21 protein-coding genes are annotated in these 23,658 nt (G+C 63.9%); 9 read left to right on the top strand and 12 right to left on the bottom strand.

Translation table 11 applies throughout. The annotated features are described in order from the left end of the window. The first annotated feature begins 79 nt into the window (after positions 1-79). From AC19YX_RS14395 to AC19YX_RS14385, 3 genes are read left to right on the top strand one after another with little or no spacing between them, the layout of a single operon-like run. A complete protein-coding gene (locus AC19YX_RS14395; protein WP_238596238.1) occupies positions 80-1,480 on the top strand; it encodes an MBOAT family O-acyltransferase in 1,401 nt (466 codons plus the stop codon). Further along, complete coding sequence (locus tag AC19YX_RS14390; protein ID WP_078473507.1) at positions 1,467-2,660, top strand: SGNH/GDSL hydrolase family protein; 1,194 nt, start codon at positions 1,467-1,469, stop codon at positions 2,658-2,660. Before AC19YX_RS14395 ends, AC19YX_RS14390 begins: the two co-directional genes overlap by 14 nt. Before the next feature lies 1 nt (position 2,661). Beyond that, positions 2,662-3,888 (top strand): SGNH/GDSL hydrolase family protein, encoded by a 1,227-nt coding sequence (locus AC19YX_RS14385; protein WP_500606497.1) that lies wholly within the window; start codon positions 2,662-2,664, stop codon positions 3,886-3,888. Positions 3,889-3,979: 91 nt separating this feature from the next. Here AC19YX_RS14385 and ilvD read toward each other — a convergent pair whose 3' ends face one another. After that, positions 3,980-5,821, bottom strand: coding sequence for a dihydroxy-acid dehydratase (ilvD, locus tag AC19YX_RS14380; RefSeq protein WP_421548277.1), 1,842 nt, complete (start codon positions 5,819-5,821; stop codon positions 3,980-3,982). Between the two features lie 298 nt (positions 5,822-6,119). On the opposite strand from ilvD, the gene AC19YX_RS14375 reads away from it, so the two are divergent. Together AC19YX_RS14375 and AC19YX_RS14370 are read left to right on the top strand one after the other, a co-directional pair. Beyond that, complete coding sequence (locus AC19YX_RS14375) at positions 6,120-6,698, top strand: hypothetical protein (RefSeq protein ID WP_078473509.1); 579 nt, start codon at positions 6,120-6,122, stop codon at positions 6,696-6,698. 29 nt (positions 6,699-6,727) lie between these two features. Continuing rightward, complete coding sequence (locus AC19YX_RS14370; RefSeq protein WP_500606496.1) at positions 6,728-8,407, top strand: DUF4153 domain-containing protein; 1,680 nt, start codon at positions 6,728-6,730, stop codon at positions 8,405-8,407. A gap of 234 nt (positions 8,408-8,641) precedes the next feature. Here the strand turns inward: AC19YX_RS14370 and AC19YX_RS14365 are convergent, their stop codons facing one another. Continuing rightward, positions 8,642-9,838 carry a class I SAM-dependent rRNA methyltransferase gene (locus tag AC19YX_RS14365; protein WP_020295841.1) on the bottom strand — a complete coding sequence of 399 codons (1,197 nt, stop codon included), beginning with the start codon at positions 9,836-9,838 and terminating at the stop codon, positions 8,642-8,644. Positions 9,839-10,053: 215 nt separating this feature from the next. Between AC19YX_RS14365 and AC19YX_RS14360 the strand changes: the two genes are divergently transcribed. Both AC19YX_RS14360 and mutM read left to right on the top strand, forming a co-directional pair. Continuing rightward, entirely contained in the window at positions 10,054-10,866 is an 813-nt protein-coding gene (locus AC19YX_RS14360) for an HDOD domain-containing protein (RefSeq protein WP_178103000.1), read from the top strand. A 33-nt stretch (positions 10,867-10,899) separates the two neighbouring features. Then, positions 10,900-11,712 carry a bifunctional DNA-formamidopyrimidine glycosylase/DNA-(apurinic or apyrimidinic site) lyase gene (mutM, locus tag AC19YX_RS14355; protein WP_020295839.1) on the top strand — a complete coding sequence of 271 codons (813 nt, stop codon included), beginning with the start codon at positions 10,900-10,902 and terminating at the stop codon, positions 11,710-11,712. Positions 11,713-11,839: 127 nt separating this feature from the next. Here mutM and AC19YX_RS14350 read toward each other — a convergent pair whose 3' ends face one another. The 5 genes from AC19YX_RS14350 to AC19YX_RS14330 all read right to left on the bottom strand — a co-directional run bounded on the left by AC19YX_RS14350 (position 11,840) and on the right by AC19YX_RS14330 (position 16,451). After that, positions 11,840-12,091 (bottom strand): YfhL family 4Fe-4S dicluster ferredoxin, encoded by a 252-nt coding sequence (locus AC19YX_RS14350; protein ID WP_020295838.1) that lies wholly within the window; start codon positions 12,089-12,091, stop codon positions 11,840-11,842. Positions 12,092-12,198: 107 nt separating this feature from the next. Continuing rightward, complete coding sequence (gene coaD, locus AC19YX_RS14345; protein WP_008019993.1) at positions 12,199-12,678, bottom strand: pantetheine-phosphate adenylyltransferase; 480 nt, start codon at positions 12,676-12,678, stop codon at positions 12,199-12,201. Positions 12,679-12,793: 115 nt separating this feature from the next. Further along, entirely contained in the window at positions 12,794-14,389 is a 1,596-nt protein-coding gene (locus AC19YX_RS14340) for a GMC family oxidoreductase (RefSeq protein WP_078473512.1), read from the bottom strand. 58 nt (positions 14,390-14,447) lie between these two features. Beyond that, positions 14,448-14,993 (bottom strand): hypothetical protein, encoded by a 546-nt coding sequence (locus AC19YX_RS14335; RefSeq protein WP_043228798.1) that lies wholly within the window; start codon positions 14,991-14,993, stop codon positions 14,448-14,450. A gap of 27 nt (positions 14,994-15,020) precedes the next feature. Beyond that, complete coding sequence (locus tag AC19YX_RS14330; RefSeq protein WP_500606495.1) at positions 15,021-16,451, bottom strand: coniferyl aldehyde dehydrogenase; 1,431 nt, start codon at positions 16,449-16,451, stop codon at positions 15,021-15,023. A gap of 146 nt (positions 16,452-16,597) precedes the next feature. On the opposite strand from AC19YX_RS14330, the gene AC19YX_RS14325 reads away from it, so the two are divergent. Both AC19YX_RS14325 and AC19YX_RS14320 read left to right on the top strand, forming a co-directional pair. Next, the gene (locus AC19YX_RS14325) at positions 16,598-17,269 is read left to right on the top strand and encodes a TetR/AcrR family transcriptional regulator (RefSeq protein WP_500606494.1); all 672 of its coding nucleotides are present in this window, start codon (positions 16,598-16,600) and stop codon (positions 17,267-17,269) included. Between the two features lie 34 nt (positions 17,270-17,303). Beyond that, entirely contained in the window at positions 17,304-18,158 is an 855-nt protein-coding gene (locus AC19YX_RS14320) for a sulfurtransferase (RefSeq protein WP_500606493.1), read from the top strand. A gap of 41 nt (positions 18,159-18,199) precedes the next feature. Here AC19YX_RS14320 and AC19YX_RS14315 read toward each other — a convergent pair whose 3' ends face one another. From AC19YX_RS14315 to AC19YX_RS14295, 5 genes are read right to left on the bottom strand one after another with little or no spacing between them, the layout of a single operon-like run. Then, the gene (locus tag AC19YX_RS14315; RefSeq protein WP_201128422.1) at positions 18,200-19,033 is read right to left on the bottom strand and encodes an AraC family transcriptional regulator; all 834 of its coding nucleotides are present in this window, start codon (positions 19,031-19,033) and stop codon (positions 18,200-18,202) included. Positions 19,034-19,035: 2 nt separating this feature from the next. Further along, positions 19,036-20,034, bottom strand: a complete 999-nt coding sequence (locus tag AC19YX_RS14310; RefSeq protein WP_201128420.1) for a hydrolase — start codon at positions 20,032-20,034, stop codon at positions 19,036-19,038. Positions 20,035-20,092: 58 nt separating this feature from the next. After that, positions 20,093-20,713, bottom strand: coding sequence for a 16S rRNA (guanine(966)-N(2))-methyltransferase RsmD (rsmD, locus tag AC19YX_RS14305; protein WP_078473517.1), 621 nt, complete (start codon positions 20,711-20,713; stop codon positions 20,093-20,095). Beyond that, positions 20,713-22,203: a M16 family metallopeptidase gene (locus tag AC19YX_RS14300; RefSeq protein WP_078473518.1), complete on the bottom strand. Its 1,491-nt coding sequence runs from the start codon at positions 22,201-22,203 to the stop codon at positions 20,713-20,715. Before AC19YX_RS14300 ends, rsmD begins: the two co-directional genes overlap by 1 nt. Continuing rightward, positions 22,196-23,551, bottom strand: a complete 1,356-nt coding sequence (locus tag AC19YX_RS14295; protein WP_078473519.1) for a M16 family metallopeptidase — start codon at positions 23,549-23,551, stop codon at positions 22,196-22,198. The genes AC19YX_RS14300 and AC19YX_RS14295 overlap by 8 nt, the downstream gene beginning before the upstream one ends. Between the last annotated feature and the right edge of the window lie 107 nt (positions 23,552-23,658).

The raw sequence follows: 23,658 nt of genomic DNA, 5'->3' as shown, positions 1-23,658 counted from the left end.
CATAATCGCCGCCGCTTAACGCCGCGGCTTGTTCCTTGCGTGCTGGGCTCCCTTCCGTCTGCGCGTAATGGAATACGTTGTGAGCTATCTCTCGATCGAATTCGGCTTCTGCTTCATCCTGTTTTTCGTCCTGTACTGGTGCCTGTGCGCGAGCCCGCGTCTACAGAACGTGCTGCTATTGGGCGCGAGCTACGCGATCCTCGCCAGCTTCAGCCTGAACTTCCTGTACATCCTGCTCGGCTATACCAGCCTGGTGTACCTGCTGGGGCTGTTGAGCCATCGGTATCCGGGGCGTGGCTGGGTCAATGGCTTGATGCTGTTGCTGGTGCTCGGCACCTTCTACCTGTTCAAGTATCAGGACTTCTTTACCAGCAGCCTGCAAAGCGCCCTGGCGCAGTTCGGTCTGGAAGTGTCGGTGCCGCTGCTGGAAGTGCTGCTGCCGGTGGGGCTGTCGTTCTATACCTTTCATTCGGTCAGCTACCTGGTGTCGATCAACCGGCGCGAGATGAACCCGGCATCGCCCTTCGACCTGGCGCTGTACCTGGCATTTTTCCCAAGCCTGATCGCCGGCCCGGTGAACCGTGCCAGCCACATGCTGCCGCAGATACGCCCACAAACCGTGCGTCAGGTGCTGGAGCCGCAGCGTGCCTTGGGCCTGATTGCCCTGGCGGTGGTCAAACTGTTTTTCCTCAGCTCGTGGCTGGCCAATGAATGGGTCGACCCGGTGTTCGAGAGCCCGGTGAGCTTTTCCGCCGAGCAGATTCTGCGCAGCGTCTACGGCTACTCGTTCCTGATTTACTTCAACTTCAGCGGTTACACCGACCTGGTGACCGGCATCGCGCTGCTCCTGGGCTTCCGTCTGCCGGAGAACTTCAACTTTCCCTACGCGGCACGCAACCTCAAGGAATTCTGGGGCCGCTGGCACATCAGCCTGTCGACCTTTATCCGCGACTACGTGTACATCCCCCTGGGCGGTAACCGTCGGGGCGTGTGGCGCGGCAACCTGAACATGCTGCTGGCGATGCTGATTTCCGGGCTGTGGCACGGCGCCAGCGCCAACTTCATTATCTGGGGTGCCCTGCACGGCATCGGCCTGGCGCTGTACAAGCTCTTCAGCCAGTGGCTGCCGCAGCGCCCGACCTGGATCGGCGCCGACCTGCTGGCCCGTTTGCTGACCTTCCACTATGTGGCGTTTGCCTGGATTTTCTTCCGCTGTGCGTCCTTCAGCGATGCCATGGACATGTTCGCCGGCCTTGGCAACCTGTCGCTGGCCGGCTTGACCAGCCAGGGCGCCTCGCTCCTGGCGTGCCTGCTGTTTGTCGCCCTTTACCCGCAGATCGTGGCGCTGTTGCGCCGCCTGTTCGATGCCAGCACCCGGTTGCCGTGGCTGCTGTATCCGCTGCCGTTGGGGTTGTTCATTTGCTTGGTCATCTTTGCCTCGCCGTCGGGCGTACCGGGGTTTATCTATGCCAGTTTCTAACAGGTCGCCGTGGTTGAGCAGCCAGGGCGCTGCCGCCAAAGTGCTGTACGCCGTGCTGGTCATCAGCCTGATGCTGGTGTGGTTCAACCAGAACTCGATCCGCCTGTACTGCCAGCAGAAGTACCACGAGGGCTGCGAGATTCCCGGGCTGGCGCAGAACCCGCAGTGGCGTTGGGGCGCGCAGTTGAACCAGACGCTGGAGGATGGCCGGCAACGGCTGGTCAGCCAGTTCACCGGGCACGACGGGCTTGACCTGGTGGCCCAGGCCGAAGCCTCGGAAGACGAGCCGCTGGCGCCATTGCCGACCCTTGCCCCGACCTCTGTCGAGCCGGTGGTCCTGGCACCCGCAGCGCCGGCCGCGCACCCGGCCAGCCATCCGGTGGCGGTCCAGGCGCCGGTACACGAACCGGCCCAGCCGGCCGTGCACGAGCCGGTGCATGAACCTGCAGTGGCCGTAGCGGTCGAACCCTCGACCCAGGCCAGCCCCACCCCTGGTGACAGTGCCCAGGTCACGCCGTTGATGGCGTCCCTGGCCTTGGGCGATGAAGTGTTTTTTGTCGGTGACTCGCTGATGCAAGGCGTGGCGCCGCACATGGCCAATACCTTGCGCAAACGCTACAACGTCAAAAGCGTGAACCTCAGCCGGCAGAGCACGGGGTTGGCCTACCCGAACTTTTTCAACTGGCCCAAGACCGTGGAAAGTACCCTGGCCGCCAACCCGAACATCCGCCTGATGGTGATTTTCCTCGGGCCCAACGACCCGTGGGACATGCCCGATGGCAAAGGCAAACCCTTCCTGCGCTTCAAGGCGCCGGACTGGGAAGTGGCTTACCGCCAGCGCATCGATTCGATCCTCGACGCCGCGCGCGAGCACAACGTGCAGGTGATCTGGGTCGGCCCGCCGAACATGGAGAAAGCCAAGCTGTCGGCGGCCATGGCCTACCTCAACGTGCTGTATAAAAGCCAGATCGAGCAGTACCACCAGCACTTTGTCTCGGCCAACGAGATCCTGGGCTATCAGAACGACCAGTTCTCCTATTACCTGACGGACGCCAACCAGAAGAAGGTCAAGACCCGGGTCGATGACGGCATCCACTTCACCCCTACCGGGCAACGGCTGATCGCCGAACGCGTGATCTCCATGATCAACTTTCCAACCCAACAAATAACGGAGCACTGACATGCGGCGACTGCACGGCATTGCGCTGTTGTTGAGCATTACCCTGCTGAGCAGTTGTAGCCCTACCTCCCAGGTCCAAGCCACTCCCGCGGCGGGCGCCGGTAAACCGGGTGTGGCCTCGAAGAAAATCCTCCCGGTGCCGGGCAGCGACCCGAACCTTGCCTTGCTGGCGCGTAAGTTCAGCACCTCGGATCGCACCCCGATCAGCATCGTGCAACTGGGCGACTCGCACACCGCGGCCGACCTGTTCAGCGGTGAAATGCGCCGTTTGTTGCAGGCCCAGTACGGTGACGGCGGTATCGGCTTTATCGCCGCCACGCCGGTGCCGGGGACCCGCTATGAGCGGGTGATCCTCAACGTGGCCAAGCGTCAGTGGTCGCTGGTTTCGGCGCGTAATCAGCAGAGCACTCAGTTTCCCCTGGGCGGTTATCTGTCGTTGCCCCAGACCCCGGGGGCCAAGGTACAGATCCGCGAGCGCGAGCCCAGCCGCCAGCAGTACCGGGTGTCGGCGCTGTACCAGGCCACTACCAACAGCACCCTCAAGGCCCAGTCCAACCTGACCCAGGCCACCCGCATGCTGGCCGCCACGGGTGGGCAATGGCGCTTCAGCCCGCCGTTCAACAACCTGAGCATGCCCATGGAGCTGAGCGTCGCCAACAACACGGGTCTGGCCCTGGGCGGCTGGAATATCCTCGGGCAGAAGAGCGCCGGAGTGATCTATTCGTCACTGGGCATCAACGGCGCGCGCCTGGATGTGGTGGATAAATGGCAGCCGGGTTGGGCCGATGCGCTCAAGGCCCTGCGTCCGGACATGGTGATCCTGGCCTACGGCACCAACGAGGCGTTCGATGATGACCTGGAGCTGGACAAGTACCGCGCCCAGTTGCAGGACAAAATCACCCTATTGCGCAAAACCCTGCCCAAGGCGGTGATTCTGCTGGTCGGTCCACCGGACTCGATCAAGCGCCGTGGTGCTGGTTCCTGCGCCGCCGCGCAGCCGCAGCCCCTGCGCCAACTGGTGCGGATCCAGAAAGACCTGGCGCAGCGTAACCGCACCCTGTTCTGGGACTGGCAGGCCTTTATGGGCGGCCCGTGCTCCATCAGCCAATGGCAATCCAACGAACTGGCGCGCAACGACCTGGTGCACCTGACGGCCGATGGCTACCGCAAGAGCGCCGATGGCCTGTACCGTTTCCTGCGTGAGCAATTGGGCCAGCCTGTGCCCTAGGCGTGACCTGGCCCCGAATCGCTCGGCGGCCTGGGTAACGGACAAAAAAATGCCCCGCACTTGGCGGGGCATTTTTATTCAACGGTCAGTATCACAGCCCGTCGAGCATGGCCTTGTTGCGGACCGCGCCCTTGTCGGCGCTGGTGGCGAGCAGGGCGTAGGCTTTCAGGGCGGTGGTCACTTTACGTGGCCGCACTTCGACCGGTTTCCAGCCTTTCTTGTCCTGTTCGGCGCGGCGTGCTGCCAGTTCCTCGTCGCTGACCAACAGGTTGATCGAGCGGTTGGGGATGTCGATCAGCACTTTGTCGCCGTCCTGCACCAGGCCAATGGCGCCGCCGGCCGCCGCTTCGGGCGAAGCGTGGCCGATGGACAGGCCCGAGGTGCCGCCGGAGAAGCGGCCGTCGGTCAGCAGGGCGCAGGCTTTGCCCAGGCCCTTGGACTTCAGGTACGACGTCGGGTAGAGCATTTCCTGCATGCCCGGGCCGCCTTTCGGGCCTTCGTAACGGATGATCACGATGTCGCCGGCTTTTACTTCGTCGGCGAGGATGCCGCGCACGGCGCTGTCCTGGCTTTCGAAGATCTTGGCGTTGCCTTCGAACACGTGGATCGACTCGTCGACGCCGGCGGTTTTCACCACGCAGCCGTCCAGGGCGATGTTGCCGTAGAGCACGGCCAGGCCGCCTTCTTGCGAGTAGGCGTGTTCGACACTGCGGATGCAGCCGTTTTCACGGTCGTCGTCCAGGGTTTCCCAACGGGTCGACTGGCTGAACGCGGTCTGGGTCGGGATGCCTGCGGGGCCGGCCTTGAAGAAGTGATGCACGGCTTCGTCGCTGGTCTGGGTGATGTCCCACTTGGCGATGCCTTCGGCCATGGAGGCGCTGTGCACGGTCGGCAGGTCGGTGTGCAGCAGGCCGCCACGGGCCAGGGAGCCGAGGATCGAGAAGATCCCGCCGGCGCGGTGCACGTCTTCCATGTGGTACTTCTGGATGTTCGGCGCGACTTTGCACAGTTGCGGCACGTGGCGCGAAAGGCGGTCGATGTCGCGCAGGTCGAAATCGATCTCGGCTTCCTGGGCCGCGGCCAGCAAGTGCAGGATGGTGTTGGTGGAACCGCCCATGGCGATGTCCAGGGTCATGGCGTTTTCAAACGCCTTGAAGTTGGCGATGTTGCGCGGCAGCACCGACACATCGTTGTCGCCGTAGTAGCGCTTGCACAGCTCGACGATGGTACGGCCGGCCTGCAGGAACAGCTGCTCGCGGTCACTGTGGGTGGCCAGTGTCGAGCCGTTGCCCGGCAAGGCGAGACCCAAGGCTTCCACCAGGCAGTTCATCGAGTTGGCGGTGAACATGCCGGAGCACGAACCGCAGGTCGGGCAGGCGCTGCGCTCGTATTCCGCGACCTTCTCGTCAGAAGCGCTGGAATCGGCGGCGATCACCATGGCGTCGACCAGGTCGAGGCCGTGGCTGGCAAGCTTGGTCTTGCCGGCTTCCATCGGGCCGCCGGAGACGAAGATCACCGGAATGTTCAGGCGCAAGGCGGCCATCAGCATGCCGGGGGTGATCTTGTCGCAGTTGGAGATGCAGACGATGGCGTCGGCGCAGTGGGCGTTGACCATGTATTCCACGGAGTCGGCGATGATCTCGCGGCTCGGCAGGGAATACAGCATGCCGTCATGGCCCATGGCGATGCCGTCGTCCACGGCGATGGTGTTGAATTCCTTGGCCACGCCGCCGGCACGCTCGATCTCGCGGGCAACCAGCTGACCCAGGTCCTTCAGGTGCACATGGCCCGGGACGAACTGGGTGAAGGAGTTGGCAATGGCGATGATCGGCTTCTTGAAGTCGTCATCTTTCATCCCCGTGGCGCGCCACAGTGCGCGGGCGCCGGCCATGTTGCGGCCGTGGGTGGATGTTTTCGAGCGGTAATCAGGCATGGAGCACTCCGGGCGGCTAATCAGGTATCAAAAGGGGAGTGAGCTTCTATTGACCTTGGGAACACTCAGAAATGGCCGTGTGTCCTAAAGCTGCCGATGACACTGCGGGATCGCCGCGCGCCTCAGCCTGAGCTCATAAACCCGCCGGGGGATGACTGGCGATGAATCTGGCGATTCTACACCGCTGGCGTCAGGAAGGAACGTTGTGGCCGCTCTGCGGCGTGCGATTGCCTGCTGCCGGGCGATAGGGCGCTGGGTTAGACTGCGCGCCCTTCGATCACTCTCCAATGGAACTGGAATGTCTGCGACCCTTCGAACCTTGAGATTTTACCTGGCGGTGGGGCTGGTCCAGGGCCTGCTGTTGATGGGTATCTGGCTCTCCAACACCGTATCCGGCGAGGTCATGATCGCCAGCAGCGCGGGGCTGTTGATGGGCGGCAGCCTGTTGCAACTGCTGCCGGAACGTCGCGGCCAAGGGCTGACCTGGCTGGCGGCGGCGGTCCTGGGTCTGGTGGTGACGGGCCTGGTCCTGGCGTGTCGCGAGCTGCCGTTGACCTCACTGGTGCTGAACAGTGTGGCGGCGGTGCTGGTCCTGCTGACCCTGATCAGTGCTGCCGTGTTGCCGGGGCTGGCGCACTTCTGGCGGCGCTTCTTCGGTCATGGGCTAGAGGTGGCGCTGGCCTTGCCGTTGCCCTGGATCGCCCAGGCCCTGTTCAAAGCCTGGACCAGCAGCCATTACCGCGACCCGTTCAAGGGCGGTTGGGAGGCGCTGGTGTTCTTTGCCGGGCCGACCCTGGCGTTCTCCCTGGGCCTGTTCCTGATTGGCCTGTGCATAAAGGCTCTGCTACGCCGCACCACCATCGCGGCGGCCTGCTAGTGCTGCCTGTCTCCACAAAAGGATGCGCAATGCCCGTGTTGAATCGCTCGTTGTTGTTCTATATCGCCATCGCTCTGGTCCAGGGACTGCTGCTCAGCGCCAGCCTGTTCTATCACCAGGCTGAGCTCTACACCTTCGCCCGCACCCTGGCGGTGGTGGCCGGGATCAACCTGCAACTGCTTGGCCGTGACGTGCGCGAGCGTGGCACCTGGGTACTGGTGGTTGGCTTGAGTCTGTTGCTGGCCGGGATGTCCAGCTGGGTACTGATGCGCGATGCCTACGGCTGGATGTGGAGTCTGTGGCCGTTCACGGGCCTGGTGCTGGCCTATATCGGCACCGCGTTCGTCCTCAGTTGGCCGACTCGCGAAGGCAGTCGCCCGCGCTATCAAGACCTGTTCCGCCACGCCTGGAATAACGGGTTCATTGTGCTCCTGGCCTTGCTGGTGACCCTGGCCTTCAGCCTGCTGCTGTGGCTGTGCGGTCGTCTGTTCAGCATTCTCGGCATGCCCCAGCTCGGCGACCTGTTCACCTCGTCGTACTTCCTCTGCTTCAGCCTGCCGCTGTTTTTCTCCCTGGGCATGCGCATGGGCCGGGAAAACGAAAAGGTCATCGGCCTGCTGCGCGGCATCTTGCTGACCGTGTGTCGCTACCTGCTGCCCTTGTGTGCGCTGATCACCGTGGTCTTCACCTTGGCCCTGGTGTTCACCGGTCTGCAGCCGATCTGGAGCACCGGCTACTCGACGCACATTTTGCTGAGCCTGGTGGCGTGCACTCTGTTTTTGCTCAATGGCGTGTTCCAGGACGGCCAGCAGGATGCCGGCTACGCCAAGGCGCTGAAAATCCTGATCAACGCCAGTCTGTGCTGTCTGCCGTTGCTGGTGGCGATGGGGGGCTACTCGAGCTGGTTGCGGATCGATCAATACGGCCTGACCCCATGGCGTTTTCTGGCGATGCTGCTGGTGGCCGTGGCCCTGGTCCACAGCCTCGCGGCGTTGTGGGCAGTGTTTGCCCGGAACTCGGTGTGGCTCGGCAGCCTGAGCCGCAGCAACCCCTGGATCGCCCTGTTGAGCTTTGTGGTGCTGTTGTTGATGTTCACCCCGCTGCTCGACCCGCAGGCCTTCAGTGCCCGTAACCAGGTGCAGCGTCTATTGGATGGGCGTACGCCGGTGGCCGAGTTCGATGCCAGGAGCCTGCGCCAGAAGCTGGGCGCACCGGGTCGCGAGCAGTTCGACGGGTTGCTGGCGCAGGTGCGCCAGGGGCAGATCCTGGATGAGCCGGGCAGGGCGCAGTTGCTGGAGATGCTGGAGTCGGTCTCGATCAAGGACCAGCCGCACGATTACCTGACGCCGAAACTCTATTGGTTGGGCCCGGTGCCCGAAGGCAGCCAGCAACTGATCGAGCTGCTGACCACCCATAACGACTGCAATCCACCCGGCTGCGCAGCCTGGGCAGTGGATCTGGATGACGATGGCGTCGACGAAGTGCTGCTGATCCAAAAGCAGAGTTGGGCGTCGTCGGCGGCGATGTACACCCGTGAGGATCAGGGCAAGGGCGAATGGCGGCATGCGGGAGTGCTCTCTGGCATCACCGATGCGCCGCAGCTGATCCGGCAGATTCGCGAGGGCAAGGTCAAACCGGTGCGCCAGCGCTACAAGACCCTGCGGATCGACGGCGTGGAACTGGACTGGCGGCAGATTCCCGGCCGTTGATGGACCGACGGTGAACGCTCTATCTGTGGCGAGGGAGCTTGCTCCCGATGGGGGCGTCCGGCGTCCCGGGGCTCCGGCTATAAAGCCTGATTCCGCGATCTGTCTGAGCGTTCGCGGTGGCGGATTCTGGGGCCGCTTCGCGGCCCAGCGGGAGCAAGCTCCCTCGCCACAGGGCGGGTTCAGGCCTGAATAAAAAATCCCGGCACATGGCCGGGATTTTTGTCTTCACTGCACTCAGCTGTTAGGCAGCAGGCGGCAGGTGATGCTCTTGATGTAGCGGGTTTCGGCGATGGCTGGGTGCACCGGGTGGTCCGGGCCCTGGCCGCCGCGCTCCAGCAGCTGGATATTGCGGTCCAGGTGGCGGGCGCTGGTCAGGAGGATGTTCTGCAGGTCGTCCTCGGGCAGGTGCATCGAGCACGAGGCGCTGATCAGAATCCCATCCTTGCTCAGCAGGCGCATGGCTTGCTCGTTCAGGCGGCGGTAGGCGCCTTCGCCGTTCTTCATGTCTTTCTTGCGTTTGATGAAGGCCGGTGGGTCGGCCACGATCACGTCGAAACGCTCTTCGCTGGCTTTCAGTTCTTTCAGGGCTTCAAAGACGTCGCCTTCGATGCAGGTCATTTTCTCGGCAAAGCCGTTCAGCGCGGCGTTGCGCTCGACGCCGTCGAGGGCGAAGGCCGACGCATCGACGCAGAACACTTCGCTGGCGCCAAAGGCTGCCGCCTGCACGCCCCAGCCACCGATGTAGCTGTACAGGTCGAGCACGCGCTTGCCCTTGGCATAAGGGGCCAGGCGGGCGCGGTTCATGCGGTGGTCGTAGAACCAGCCGGTTTTCTGACCCTGGATGACCGGGGCTTCGAACTTCACGCCGTTCTCTTCGAGGGCGACCCATTCCGGGACCAGGCCGAATACGGTTTCGACGTAGCGCTCCAGGCCTTCGGCGTCACGGGCCGCGGAGTCGTTCTTGAACAGAATGCCGCTGGGCTTGAGCACCTGGGTCAGGGCGGCGATCACGTCGTCCTTATGGGCTTCCATGGTGGCCGAAGCGATCTGCACCACCAGGATGTCGCCGAAACGGTCGACCACCAGGCCTGGCATCAGGTCGGAGTCGCCGTACACCAGGCGGTAGAACGGCTTGTCGAACAGGCGCTCGCGCAGCGACAGGGCGACGTTCAGGCGGTGCACCAGCAGCGACTTGTCCAGGGGCAGCTTGACGTCACGGGACAGCAGGCGCGCGCAGATCAGGTTGTTCGGGCTCATGGCGACGATGCCCAGGGCCTTGCCGCCAGCGGCTTCCAGCACCGCCTGGTCACCGGCCTTGAACCCGTGGAGCGGGGTGGCGGCTACATCGATTTCGTTGCTGTAGACCCACAGGTGGCCGGCGCGCAGGCGGCGATCGGCGTTGGCTTTGAGGCGCAGGCTTGGCAGGGACATGACGTCGCTCCGGAAAAAAGGGCGCGAGTATAACCCGTCAGCGTGCTTGCGCGGGTTTGGCTGGACCTGCGGCGTGTCACACCTATGTAAAGATCCTGCCCAAGTGGCCAAATTCGTCTTTTTAGAGGTTAGAATCGCCGCCTAGTCCAGAGTGTGCACTCATGTCTCCAGAACTCTCCGAAGAACAGATTCAGCAGGCCCTGCAAGGCATCAGCGTGCCGCCTCAACCGCAGATCATGGTGGATCTGCAGATGGAGCAGTACATGCCCGATCCGGACCTGGAGGTGATCGCCAAGCTGATTTCCCAGGACCCGGGTTTGTCTGGCGCACTGCTGAAAATCGTCAACTCGCCGTATTACGGCCTGAGCAACAAGATCGCCTCGATCCAGCGCGCGGTGAACCTGCTGGGCAGCCGCTCGATCATCAACCTGATCAATGCGCAGTCGATCAAGGGCGAGATGAGCGATGAAACCATCGTCACCCTCAATCGCTTCTGGGACACCGCCCAGGACGTGGCGATGACCTGCCTGACCCTGGCCAAGCGCACCGGCTCGCAAGCGATCGACGAAGCCTACGCCCTGGGCCTGTTCCACGATTGCGGGGTGCCGCTGATGCTCAAGCGCTTCCCCAACTATATGGCGGTGCTCGAACAGGCTTATGCCCACGCCGGCCCCGAGAGCCGGGTGGTCGATACCGAAAACACCGCGTTCAACACCAACCATGCGGTGGTCGGCTATTACACCGCCAAGTCCTGGCGCCTGCCGGAACACGTGACCAACGCCATCGCCAATCACCACAACGCCCTGGCGATCTTCAGCGACGAGTCTTCGCGCAACAGCCAACTGAAGAACCTGCTGGCGATCCTGAAGATGGCCGAGCACATCTGTTCCTCCTATCGGGTCCTGGGCAATCAGGTCGAAGACCACGAATGGAACAGCGTCGGCCATCTGGTGCTCGATTATGTCGGCCTGTCCGACTACGACTTCGAGAGCCTCAAGGCCACCGTTCGCGAAATGGGCGCGCACTGATTTTTCATCCCGTATCGAGCACCTGAGGCGACCATGCCCGAATTACCCGAAGTCGAAACCACCCGGCGCGGTATCGCGCCGCACCTCGAAGGGCAGCGTGTCAGCCGGGTGATCGTGCGCGACCGGCGCCTGCGCTGGCCGATCCCGGAAGACCTCGATGTACGCCTCTCGGGCCAGCGCATCGTGCTGGTGGAGCGGCGCGCCAAGTACCTGCTGATCAATGCCGAAGTCGGCACCCTGATCAGCCACCTGGGCATGTCGGGCAATTTGCGGCTGGTGGAAGTCGGCTTGCCGGCGGCCAAGCATGAGCACGTGGACATCGAACTGGAGTCCGGGCTGGCCCTGCGCTACACCGACCCGCGGCGTTTTGGCGCGATGCTCTGGAGCCAGGACCCGCTCAATCACGAACTGCTGCTGCGCCTGGGGCCCGAGCCCCTGACCGACCTGTTCGATGGCGAACGCCTGTTCCAGCTGTCGCGCTCGCGCTCGATGGCGGTCAAGCCGTTCATCATGGACAACGCGGTGGTGGTCGGCGTCGGCAACATCTACGCGACCGAAGCGCTGTTCGCCGCCGGCATCGACCCGCGCCGCGAAGCCAAGAGCATTTCCCGGGCGCGCTACCTGAAGCTGGCAATCGAGATCAAACGCATCCTGGCCGCCGCCATCGAGCGTGGCGGCACCACCTTGCGCGACTTTATCGGCGGTGACGGCCAGCCGGGGTATTTCCAGCAGGAGCTGTTCGTCTACGGGCGCGGTGGGGAAAACTGCAAGGTCTGCGGCACGGGCCTGCGCGAGATCAAGCTCGGCCAGCGGGCCAGCGTCTATTGCCCGCGTTGCCAGAGCTGAGCCATTCGGCAGCCGAGGTTTTTTGTTGTGGCGAGGGAGCTTGCTCCCGCTCGGGCGCGCAGCGGCCGTAAACCCTTAACCTGCAATCCGCCTGAAGAAAAAGGCGGGCGGTGATGGCGGGCTCAGCTCACGCCTTGCCGGTAATCTGCCGGTACTTTGCCATCAACTGTTCTTCAGTCTCGGGGTGTGCCTCGTCCAGCGGGATGCAGTCCACCGGGCACACTTGCTGGCACTGAGGCTCGTCATAGTGGCCAACGCATTGGGTGCACAGGTTGGGGTCGATCACGTAGATCTCTTCGCCCTGGGAGATGGCGGCGTTCGGGCACTCGGGTTCGCAGACGTCGCAATTGATGCAATCGTCGGTGATGATCAGGGACATGGGGCACTCCGGCCGGGGCGGCTGGCCCAGGCATTTGAAAAACCAATGGGCGCAATTGTGCCGCATTGGCGCCCGCAGTGCACGCGGGCGCGATGGGGGGCGCCGGGTTACTTCTTGAAGCGCAGGGTCAGCGCGTCGGCGACGACAGGATGGACGAACTTGGTGATATCACCGCCCAGGGCTGCGATTTCACGGACCAGCGTCGAGGAAATGAACGAATAACGCTCCGACGGCGTGAGGAACAGGCTCTCCACATCCGGCGCCAGCTGGCGATTCATGTTGGCCAGCTGGAACTCGTATTCGAAGTCCGAGACCGCCCGCAAGCCGCGCAGGAATACGTTGGCGTTCTGCTCCTTGGCGAAGTGCGCAAGCAGCGTCGAAAAACCGACGACTTCAACGTTCGGCAGATGTTTGGTGACCTCGCGGGCCAGCTCCACACGCTGTTCCAGGGGGAATAGCGGGTTCTTCTTGGGGCTGGCGGCGACGGCAATGATCACATGGTCGAACAGGCGCGAGGCGCGTTCGACCAGATCGCCATGGCCCTTGGTAATAGGGTCGAAGGTACCTGGGTACAACACTCGGTTCATCGCGTCGTCCTGGCGGGAATCCGTTGGGGAGTCGGATGGTATCGCAGCCTTTCCGGTCGGCCAAGTCGCCTGTTACGGAAGAAAGCACTATAGACGTGGCGAATAATCAGCTTTTTCACCCGGTTTTCAAGCGTTCGGCCAGGGCCGTGGCCAGTTGCGCGGTCAGCCCATAGACCGACAACTGGGGGTTGGCGCCAATGCTGGTGGGGAACAGCGAGCCATCGTGGATCGACAGATTGGCCAATTGATGATGGCGCCCGAGGCTGTCGGTGACGGCAATTTTCGGGTTTTCGCCCATGGCGCAACCACCCATCACGTGGGCGCTGCCCAGGCGCGTGCGGTACAGCGCCAGGTCCAGGCCGTCGATCTGGGCCTTGGTCTCGGCCAGGCTCTTCGCATAGCGCGCGTCGCTGTGCAGCGGCATCACCGCCTTGGCGCCGCCGGCGAACTGGATCTCGGCCATGCTGTGGAAGGCCCGGCGCAGGCCGTCCCAGGCATAGGGCGAGACCTGATAGTCGAGCACCGGGGTGCCGTCGCCGCGCAATTCGACGTTGCCGCCCGTGCTGTCCGGGTGAAAACCGTCACGCAGCAGCGCGAGCATGGCGTGGGTGTGGGGCAGTTGTTCCATGTTCAGCGCGCTTTGCGGGCCGAAACCGCCCAGCAGGGTGCTGGCCAGCGCCGGTTGCAGTGGCGGCACTTCGAGTTTGTAGGACATTTTGCCGGTGGTGCCGTCCAGCCACTGGAAATGGTCGGAGTAGATCGACTGCGGCGCCCCGTAGAACGGGTTGATCACCTCATCGAACAGCCCCGCGGAAAAATTCACCAGATGCAGGAAGGTACGCTTGCCCAGGCGCGAATGGGGGTCGGGTGCATCGGAGCGCAGCAGCAAGGCCGGGCTGTTAATGCCGCCGCCGGCGAGCACGTAATGCCGGGCCTTGACCGTGATTATGCGGCCGGTAGGGGCCACGCAGCGCTCGTCCATGGCCACGCATTGCAGGCCCGTGACCTGGTCGCCCTTGATCTGCAAGCGCTCGGCGCGGGCCAGGTACAACAGCTCGCCGCCGTGCTCCAGGGTGGATGGGATGGTGGTCACCAGCATCGATTGCTTGGCGTTGGTCGGGCAGCCCAGGCCGCAGTAGCCGAGGTTCCAGCAGCCGCGCACGTTGCGTGGGATCACATGCCAGCTGTAGCCGAGCTTCTCGCAACCGTTGCGGATCACGTCATTGTTGGCGTTGGGCGGCATGGCCCAGGGCGCGACCCCCAGGCGCTGCTCCATCTTTTCGAACCAGGGCGCCATGTCGCTGGCGCTGTGGCCTTTGACTTCGTGCTCGCGGGCCCAGTGTTCCAGGGTCGGGTCCGGGGTGCGAAAGCTCGAGGTCCAGTTGATCAGGGTGGTGCCGCCCACGGCACGGCCTTGAAGAATGGTGATGGCGCCGTCCTTGCTCATGCGCCCGATACCTTCCTGATAGAGGCTGGTGTAGGCCTGGTCTTCGAGCATCTTGAAATCGCTGCTGGTTTTCAGCGGCCCTTCCTCGATCAGCAAGACCTTGTAGCCGGCGGCGCTGAGGATCTCTGCAGTGGTGCCGCCGCCTGCGCCGCTGCCGATGATGGCGACGTCGGCCTCCAGGGTCAGGTCCTGCTCCAGCTGTGCGCCGTTGTAGGTTTTCCAGCCGCGGGCCAGGCCTTCGCGGAACAGATCGGGTACGGGCATATCAGGCTCTCTGTCGTTTCTTATTATGGAAGGGCGCGGCGGCAGCTACGGGGGGCGATCAGACCTTGGGCGGGCCGGGGTAACCGCAGTGGGCCCAGGACTCGGCGCGGGTGTACCAGGCCATCATCACCAATTGCAGCAATGAGGCATGGCCCATGCGCAACAGGGACAGCAGGCTGTTTTCCCAGCGCCCGAGGAAGTGGCGGATATCGTCGGCGCTGGCGTTTTCCCAACTGCCCCAGACCCCTGTCAGCGGGCCACGGGTAACGGCCATGCCCAGTACGTCGAACAATTGCTGGGTGAGCTTGAACATCTCCGGCGACAGGTGATTGAGGGCGTTGTCCAGGCTGGCCAGGGTGCCGTCGATGGCGGCAGGCATTTTGTCGGCGGCCACGGCGCCTTCGAGCATCACCGGGATCAGCGCCCGCAGGAATGGCAGGTCGTTGCTGCGCAGCATCGCAAAGCCGCTGGCTGGGGTACTGGCAGAACAGCCGCTGAGGCTGGCGCCCAGACCGGCGGTGGCGAGGAAGGCACTGGCGCAGAGGCCGATTTTCAGCAAGCCGCGCCGTGACAGCGCGGGTGATTCAGACAGGCTAGGGGTCATTGTTATTGTTATCCGGCGATCGACTGGTTAGCGGACGAACATCTTCTGAATCAGTTTCTGGATCGATTTTCCGTAGGGTGGATAAATCAGCCGGGCCGCGTTCAGCCGCTGCTTGATCAGCACGCCCTTGGCCTTGCTGAAGGTCAGGAAGCCTTCATGCCCGTGGTAGTGACCCATGCCGGACGGGCCGATGCCGCCGAAGGGCAGGTCGTCCTGGGCCACATGCAGCAGGGTGTCGTTGAGGCACACGCCACCGGAATGGGTGTGTTCGAGCACGCGGTTCTGTTCGGCCTTGTTGTAGCCGAAGTAGTACAGCGCCAACGGCCGCGGCCGCTGATTGATGTAGGCAAAGGCCTGGTCGAGGGTCTGATACGGGACGATGGGCAGGATCGGGCCGAAGATTTCATCCTGCATCACGGTCATGTCGTCGCTGACATTGAGCAGCAGGCTGTGGCCCATGCGCCGTTCCTGGCCCTGGTCGAACAGCGGGATCAGCAGCGCGCCCTTGCTGGTGGCATCGCTCAGGTAGCTGTTGAGCCGCGCCACCTGGCGTTGATTGATGATTGCGGTGTAGTCGGGGTTGTCCGCCAGGGTCGGGAAGAACCCGCGCACGGCCTGGCGGTAAGCCTCGACAAAGGCGCCGATGCGCTCCTCCGGCACCAGCACGTAATCGGGGGCGACACAGGTTTGCCCGGCGTTCAGGGTCTTGCCGAAGGCGATGCGTTCAGCGGCGTCCTTGAGCGGTACGTCGCTGGAAACAATGGCCGGGGACTTGCCGCCCAGCTCCAGGGTCACCGGCGTGAGGTTTTCCGCCGCGGCGCGCATCACATGCTTGCCGATGCTGGTGGCACCGGTGAACAGCAGGTGATCGAAACGCAACTTGGAGAAGGCCATGCCCACTTCAGCCTCGCCGAGCACCACGCACACCAGGTCTTCAGGGAAGACCCGGGCCAGCAATTGCTTGAGCAACCGGCCGGTGGCCGGCGTCGATTCGCTGAGCTTGAGCATCACCCGGTTGCCGGCGGCCAGGGCGCCGACCAAGGGGCCCATGGCCAGGTACAACGGGTAGTTCCAGGGCACGATCACCCCGATCACCCCCAGCGGTTGGTAAACCACCTTGGCCGAAGCAGGCTGGAAGGCCAGGCCGACTTTGCGCCTGGAGGGTTTCATCCAGCCCTTGAGGTGTTTACGCGCGTAATGAATGCCGTGCAGGCTCGGCATCAGCTCGGCGAGCAGGGTTTCATCGGCGCTGCGGTGGCTGAAGTCCTGGCTGATGGCCTCGATCAGTGCCTGGCGCTCGTTGCTCAGCAGGTCCAGCAGGCTCTTGAGCCATTGCTGGCGCTGGGCAGCGGGCGGCATCGGGTTGGCGGCATAAGCCTGGCGCTGGGCGCAAAACAGCTGTTGAAGCTCGTCCAGATGCGAGTGGGATTCCTGCAGGTAGGCGATCTCGGCGGACATGAACGGCTCCGATTATTATGGGGTGGCTAGTTTTTAGAGCTTATACTCTAAATTGTCAAATGCCATCCCGGCCGGCTTTGATTTATCCCGCTTCGGATAGGTCGTAAGATGCCGGCCAGCCTTTTCAATGATTAAAGCCCAAGCCCATGGCCCCACGTATAAAAACCCGCGAACGGATTGTTCAGCACAGCCTCGACCTGTTTAACCAGAGTGGCGAGCGTAACGTCAGCACCAACCATATCGCGGCGCACATGGAGATTTCGCCGGGGAACCTGTACTACCACTTCCCGAACAAGCAGGCGATCATCGCCGTGCTCTTCGCCGAATACGAAACCCTGGTCGACAGCTTCCTGCGTCCGCCCCAGGAGCGCCCGATGACCGTTCAGGACAAGCGCTATTACTTGCAGGCACTGCTGGCCGCCATGTGGCGCTACCGCTTCCTGCACCGCGACCTCGAACACCTGCTCGACAGCGACAGCGACCTGGCTGCGCGCTATCGGCGCTTCTCCCAGCGCTGTCTGATTCAGGGCATTGCCATCTATCAGCGCTTTGTCGAAGCCGGGATCCTGCGCATGGACAGGGTGCAGATCGAGTCCCTGACCCTCAACGCCTGGATCATCCTCACGTCCTGGGTGCGTTTTCTCTGCACCACCCGGGAAAACTCCGCGCATTTGAGTGAGGAAGCCGTCAAGCGCGGGGTGTATCAGGTGCTGGTGCTGGAGGCCGGGTTTGTCACCGATCAGGCGCGGGAGGCGGTTGATGGCCTGTTCGACGAGTTTTATGTGCCACTGGCCCAGGCCTTGGAAGAAGTGCAGTAGGATCTACCACCGACTTGAATCACAGGAGCCCGCTATGCCCCTCGCGCAACTGATCAGCCCGCTTGCCCTGGACCTGCGAAAAGAGCAGCCCGGCCTGGTGATAGTGGATTGCCGTTTTGCCCTCGAAGACCCGGATTACGGGCAGCGCAGCTATGCCGAGGGGCATATTGCTGGCGCCCATTTTGCCGACCTTGAGCGTGACCTGAGCGGGCCGGTGGTCAAGGGCGTGACCGGGCGTCACCCCTTGCCGGAACCTGCGGCGTTGCAGGCGCGGTTGCAAGCCTGGGGCATCGATGCCGACAGCGACATCGTGCTCTACGACGACGGCCCTGGTTCTTATGCCGCTCGGGCCTGGTGGTTGCTGGCCTGGCTCGGCAAGCGCGAGGGCGTGTTCATTCTGGATGGTGGCCTCAAAGCCTGGCACGCCGCTGGCCTGCCCCTGAGCCTGGATGCGCCGCCGAGCACCCCGGGAAGCTTTGTCGGCAGCCCCGACCACTCGCTGCTGCTCAGTGCCGAGCAGTTGCAGCAGCGCCTGGGCCAGCCCAGCCTGACCCTGCTCGATGCCCGGGCCCAGCCGCGCTTTCGCGGTGAGGTCGAACCCATCGATCCGGTGGCCGGGCATATTCCCGGCGCGCAATGCGCGGCCTTCAGCGAAAACCTGGGCAGCGACGGGTGCTTCCTGCCGGCCGAGCAACTCAAACAGCGTTTCGCCGCGCAATTGGGCAGCCGTTCTCCGACCGATCTGGTGGCGTATTGCGGCAGCGGTGTCACCGCCTGCCACAACCTGTTTGCCCTGAGCCTGGCCGGTTATCCCCTGGGCAAGCTGTACGCCGGCTCGTGGAGCGAATGGATCACCGATCCGACGCGGGCCGTTGCCAAGGGCGACTAAGCCTCAGCCGGACTGCGAATCCGCTTGCGGCGTGCGCTGCTTCAGCCCTCCAGCAGTGCACTGCGGTACGCCGCCGGCGCCACTCCATACACCTGCTTGAATTGCCGGCTGAGATGACTCTGGTCGGCAAACCCCAACTGAGTCGCCACCTCCAGCGGCAGGCAGCCCTCGCGCAACAGCGCACGGGCCTTGGCGATACGCTGCTGCATCAGCCAGGTATGGGGTGGAATGCCGGTGGCCCGGCGGAACACCCGAGCAAAGTGGAACGGTGACAGATTCACCGCCGTCGCCAGTTCTTCCAGTGACGGTGGTGCCGCCAGCTGTGAACGCAGCAGTTCCTTGGCCTGGACAATGGCCCGGTGTTCCTGCCCCGGTGCGCCGGGCGCCTTGACCCCGGCGTGGCGCTGCAACAGCAGGAGCATCATTTCCCGCCACTGGGTCTGCTGCTGCAGGGCGGTGGCCGGGCTTTCCAGCAAGTGGTGCAGGCGGGCGAAGCCGCTGACCAGGTCACTGTCGCGGTACAGGGTCGCGCCAAACGCCGGCAGGCTGCCGCTGGGCAGCTCCAGTTCGTCGAGCAGGGTCAGGATCTGGCGGTTATCCGGATAAAACGCCCGGTACAGCCAGCCGTCCTCGGCGCCCTTGGCCCCGGTGTGCAGCTCGTCGGGGTTGATCAGCACCAGGGTGCCGCTGGCCGCCAGGTGTTCGGCGCCGCGATAGCGGTAGCGCTGGGCGCCGGCCATGATCATGCCGATCACATAGCCATCGTGCACATGGGGCACGAAACGCTGCTCGATGTAGCGCGCGGCCAGCAGTTCGACCCCGGCCAATGGCGCGGTCTGCCAGAAACGGATTGATTCGCCGCCGGAGGCTGCCATGGCTATGGGCGATCCAGGGCGGTCAGCCAGCGCGGAATGCGGCGTTCGAGGTAATAGCCGGGGCGCTTCAGCGAGCCCTCGACAAACCCCACGTGCCCGCCCTTGGCTTGCAGCTCGAAATGGGTGCAAGCCGACAGCTCGGCGGCCTGCGGCAGGCTGTGGGTGAACACGAAGGGGTCGTCAGCGGCCTGGATAATCAGGGTCGGGGTGCGGATCTCGCCGAGAAAGTAGCGACTGGAGGCGCGGCGGTAATAGTCCTCGGCATCGGCAAAACCATGCAGCGGCGCGGTGACCCGGCCGTCGAACTCCCAGAAGGTGCGCATGTTCTCCAGGGAGCCCAGGCCCTCCAGGGTGGCCAGGCCTTCATGGCGCTCGTCGAGCCGGAACTGACGCTGTTTGTGCTTGATGTAGGCCAGCATCTCGCGCATGAAGTGCGCCTGGTAGACCTTGGAGAACCCCTGGCCGATACGGTCGGCGCACTGGTCCAGGCGAAACGGCACCGACACCGCCACCGCGCCCTGCAACTGGCTGGCGCTGCCGCTTTCCCCCAGATACTTGAGCAGCACATTGCCACCCAGGGAGTAGCCCACCGCATACAGCGGCGCCAGTGGACGCTTGGCACGCAAATGGGCGATGGCGGCGGCCAGGTCTTCGCTGGCGCCGGAGTGGTAGCTGCGCGGCAGCAGGTTCGGTTCGCCCGAGCAGCCGCGCCAATTCAGTGCGGCGCTGGCCCAGCCCTGTTCGGCCAGCACTTTCTGCAGCCCGGCCACGTAAGGCGAATTGGAAGAACCGGTCAGCCCATGCAGCACCAGCACAAGTGGTGCCTGGGCGTTATGGGGGCCATGCCAGTCGAGGTCGAGGAAGTCGCCATCGTCGAGCCAGAGGCGCTCGCGTTCGCGTTCCAGGTGTGTGGTTTTGCGCCACAGCGGGCCCCACAACGTTTGCAGGTGCGGGTTGCCGAGGCCGAAGGCGGGGGTGAAGCGATCTGACGATGTAGGCACGCTGATTCTCGATGCAGCGCTGCGCAGACGGGCTGCGCAGCGTGTTCAGGCCGGTGCTTTAACCGGCGATCTCTGCCATACGGTGCCACAACGCGTAATGCACTTGCCCGGATTTTTGTTCACGGTGCAGGCGCCAGCTGGCCGGCAGGCCCAGGGTCGAGGGTGCGCTTTCGCTTTCGGTGTAGATCCAGGCCTCGGCGGCCAGCCAGTTGCGCTCTTCAAGCAGGGCGCAGGCGGTCGGCAGCAGGTTCTGGTGGAACGGTGGGTCGAGGAACACCAGGTCAAAGGCGCTGGCCGGCTGGCTTTCGAGGTAGCGCAGGGCGTCGGCGGTCTGCACCTGGCCGACGCTGCAGCGCAGAGTGCCCAGGTGTTCGCGCAGGCTGGACACCGCGACATTGCTGCTGTCCAGGGCCTGGCCCATGGCGGCGCCACGGGACAGGGCCTCAAGGAACAGCGCGCCGCTGCCGGCGAACAGGTCGAGCACCTTGGCCCCGGCAACATAGGGCGCGAGCCAGTTGAACAGGGTCTCGCGCACACGGTCCGGGGTCGGGCGCAGGCCCGGCACATCGGGGAAGCTCAGGCGCCGGCTGCGCCATTCACCGCCAATGATGCGCAGGTGGCCGACGCCGTTGTGCTGGTTGTGCACGGGTTTTTTGCTGGGACGCGATGGGCTGGCCATTAATGCTCCGGAACCCCGAGCGGTTGCTCGGCGGGTTTGTCAGTGGGGGCCGGCAACGGCTTTTGCGGGACGGTCGGGCCAGCGCTGACGATTACCATCTTGTCGGCGCTCAGGTGTTTGTTCAGGGCGGTCTTGACCTGTTCCACGGTCAGGCTCTGGGACTGCTGCATAAAGTCTTCGAGGTAGCTCAGCGGCAGGTCATAGAAGCCCATGGCCCCCAGTTGCCCGACGATGTCGGCGTTGCTGGCGGTGGACAGCGGGAAGCTGCCGGCCAGTTCACGCTTGGCGTCTTCGAGCTCTTTCTCGGTCGGGCCGGTCTTCAGGTAGTCGGCCAGCACGTCCTGCACCAGTTTCAGGGTGCCCTCGCTCATTTCGGCGCGGGTTTGCAGGTTGATCATGAACGGACCGCGGGCCTGCATCGGGGTAAAGCCCGAGTAGACGCCGTAGGTCAGGCCACGTTTTTCGCGGACTTCGCTCATCAGCCGGGTGCCGAAGCCGCCGCCACCGAGGATCTGGTTACCCATGGACAGCGCGGCGTAATCCGGGTCGGCGCGGTCGATGCCCAGTTGGGCCAGCATCAGGTTGGTCTGGCTCGACGGAAACTCGATATGGCCGGTGCTCGCCTTGGGCTCGCTCGGTTGTGCGATCTTCGCCAGCGCCGGGCCTTTGGGCAGGGCGCTGGAGACTTGCGCGGCAATTGCCTCGGCGTCGCTGCGCGAAAGGTCGCCGACCAGGGCGATCACCACGTTGCCGGCGGCATAGGCCTTGGCGTGGAAAGCACGCAGTTGTTCCAGGGTGATCGGCGGGATGCTCTGGGCGTTGCCGTCGCTGGAGTGGGCGTAAGGGTGCTCGCCGTACAGGCGCTTCATCAGTTCCAGGCTCGCCAGCTTGCCGGGGTTCTGTTTCTGGTATTCGAAGCCCGCGAGCATCTGGTTCTTGATCCGTGCCAGGGAGTCGGCAGGGAAGGTCGGCTTGCCCACCACTTCGGCGAACAGCTTCAGCGCCGGTTCGCGTTTATCCACGGCGCTCAGGCTGCGCAGCGAGGCCACGGCCATGTCCTTGTAGGCGCCATTGCCGAAATCGGCCCCCAGGCTTTCAAAGCCCTGGGCAATCGCCCCCACATCCTTGCCGGCCACGCCTTCGTTGAGCATGGCATTGGTCAGCAGGGCCAGGCCCTGGGCCTTGCCATCCTGGCTGCTGCCGGCGGAGAAGATCAGGCGCATGTCGAACATCGGCAGTTCACGGGCTTCGACGAACAGCACCTTGGCGCCTTCGGCGGTGTTCCAGGTCTGCACGTTGAGGCTGCGGTGGCTGGGGGCCTTGCCGTCCAGTTCGGCCAGGGATTGCAGCTTCTGGCTCGACTTGGCCTGGTCCAGGGCCTCGCTGGCCTTGGAATCGCCTTGCGGGTACAGGTAGACGCCGGCGGCGCCGACCAGGGCAACGAGCACCAGGCCGATCAGGGCCGGGCGTGAGTTCTTGCGCTTACTCATGAGCGGACTCCTCAGGCAGTACGTGCGCAACGCTCAGACGTTCGCGGGTGAAGTAGGTACGGGCGGCTTTCTGGATATCTTCCGGGGTCACGCCCTGCAATTCGGCCAGTTCGGTGTCCATCAGCTTCCAGGACAGGCCGACGGTTTCCAGCTGGCCAATGGCGGTGGCCTGGCTGGTGATCGAGTCGCGCTCGAAGACCAGGCCGGCAATGACCTGGGCCCGCACGCGCTCCAGCTCCTCGGCGCTCGGCGGGGTGGTCTTCAACTGGTCCAGCAGGCGCCACAACCCGGCTTCAGCCTGGGCGATGGTCTTTTTCTTCTGGCTGTTGGGGGTTGCGGAGAGCATGAACAGGCTGTCGCCGCGGGTGTAGGCGTCGTAGTTCGACGAGCCGCCGGAGACCAGCTCTTCGCCGCGCTCCAGCTGGGTCGGAATGCGACCGCTGTAGCCGCCGTCGAGCAGGGCGGAGATCAGGCGCAGGGCATGCACCGAGCGTTTGTCTTCAGCGGTGGCGATGCTCGGCACGTTGAAGGCCAGCATCAGGCTCGGCAACTGGGTCTTCACGTGCAGGGTGATCTGCCGCTCGCCCGGCTCGGCCAGTTCCAGGGGGATCTTCGACGGTGGCACGTCACGCTTGGCGATCGGGCCGAAGTAACGCTGGGCCAGGGCTTTCACCTCGTCCGGAGTCACATCGCCGACCACCACCAGGGTGGCGTTGTTCGGCACATACCAGGACTGGTACCAGTGGCGCAGCTCCTCGACCTTCATCCGGTTGAGGTCGGCCATCCAGCCGATGGTCGGCGTGTGATAACCGCTGGCGGGGTAGGCCATGGCCTTGAACCGCTCGTAAGCCTTGGACATCGGCTTGTCGTCGGTGCGCAGACGGCGTTCTTCCTTGATCACTTCGATCTCGCGGCTGAACTCGTCGGGCGGCAGGCGCAGGCTGGCCATGCGGTCGGCTTCCAGCTCGAAGGCCACGCCCAGACGGTCGCGGGCCAGGACCTGGTAATAGGCGGTGAAGTCATCGCTGGTGAAGGCGTTTTCCTCGGCGCCGAGGTCCCGCAGGATCAGCGAGGCTTCGCCGGGGCCGACCTTTTCGCTGCCCTTGAACATCATGTGTTCCAGGGCGTGGGACAAACCGGTCTGGCCCGGGGTCTCGTAGCTGGAGCCGACCTTGTACCAGACCTGGGACACCACGACAGGCGCACGATGGTCTTCGCGCACGACGACCTTGAGGCCGTTGTCGAGGGTGAATTCATGGGTCGGTTGTGGATCGGCAGCCAGGGCTGAAAGGGGCAGACAAACTGTGCTGAGCAGCAGGCCTGCAGCGCGGCGGGCTAGAGCATTCATTCGTTTTTAAACCTGTTGGACTGCCCGCTTGGTCTTAGCCTGTACGGGCGAGGAGGTGCTAGGATACTGATCCGTTTTAGCGGCGGCCACGCCTATCGGGCCTTTGT

Source organism: Pseudomonas sp. MF09150 (assembly GCF_059862355.1).
This window is presented reverse-complemented; position numbering and strand designations above follow the sequence as displayed.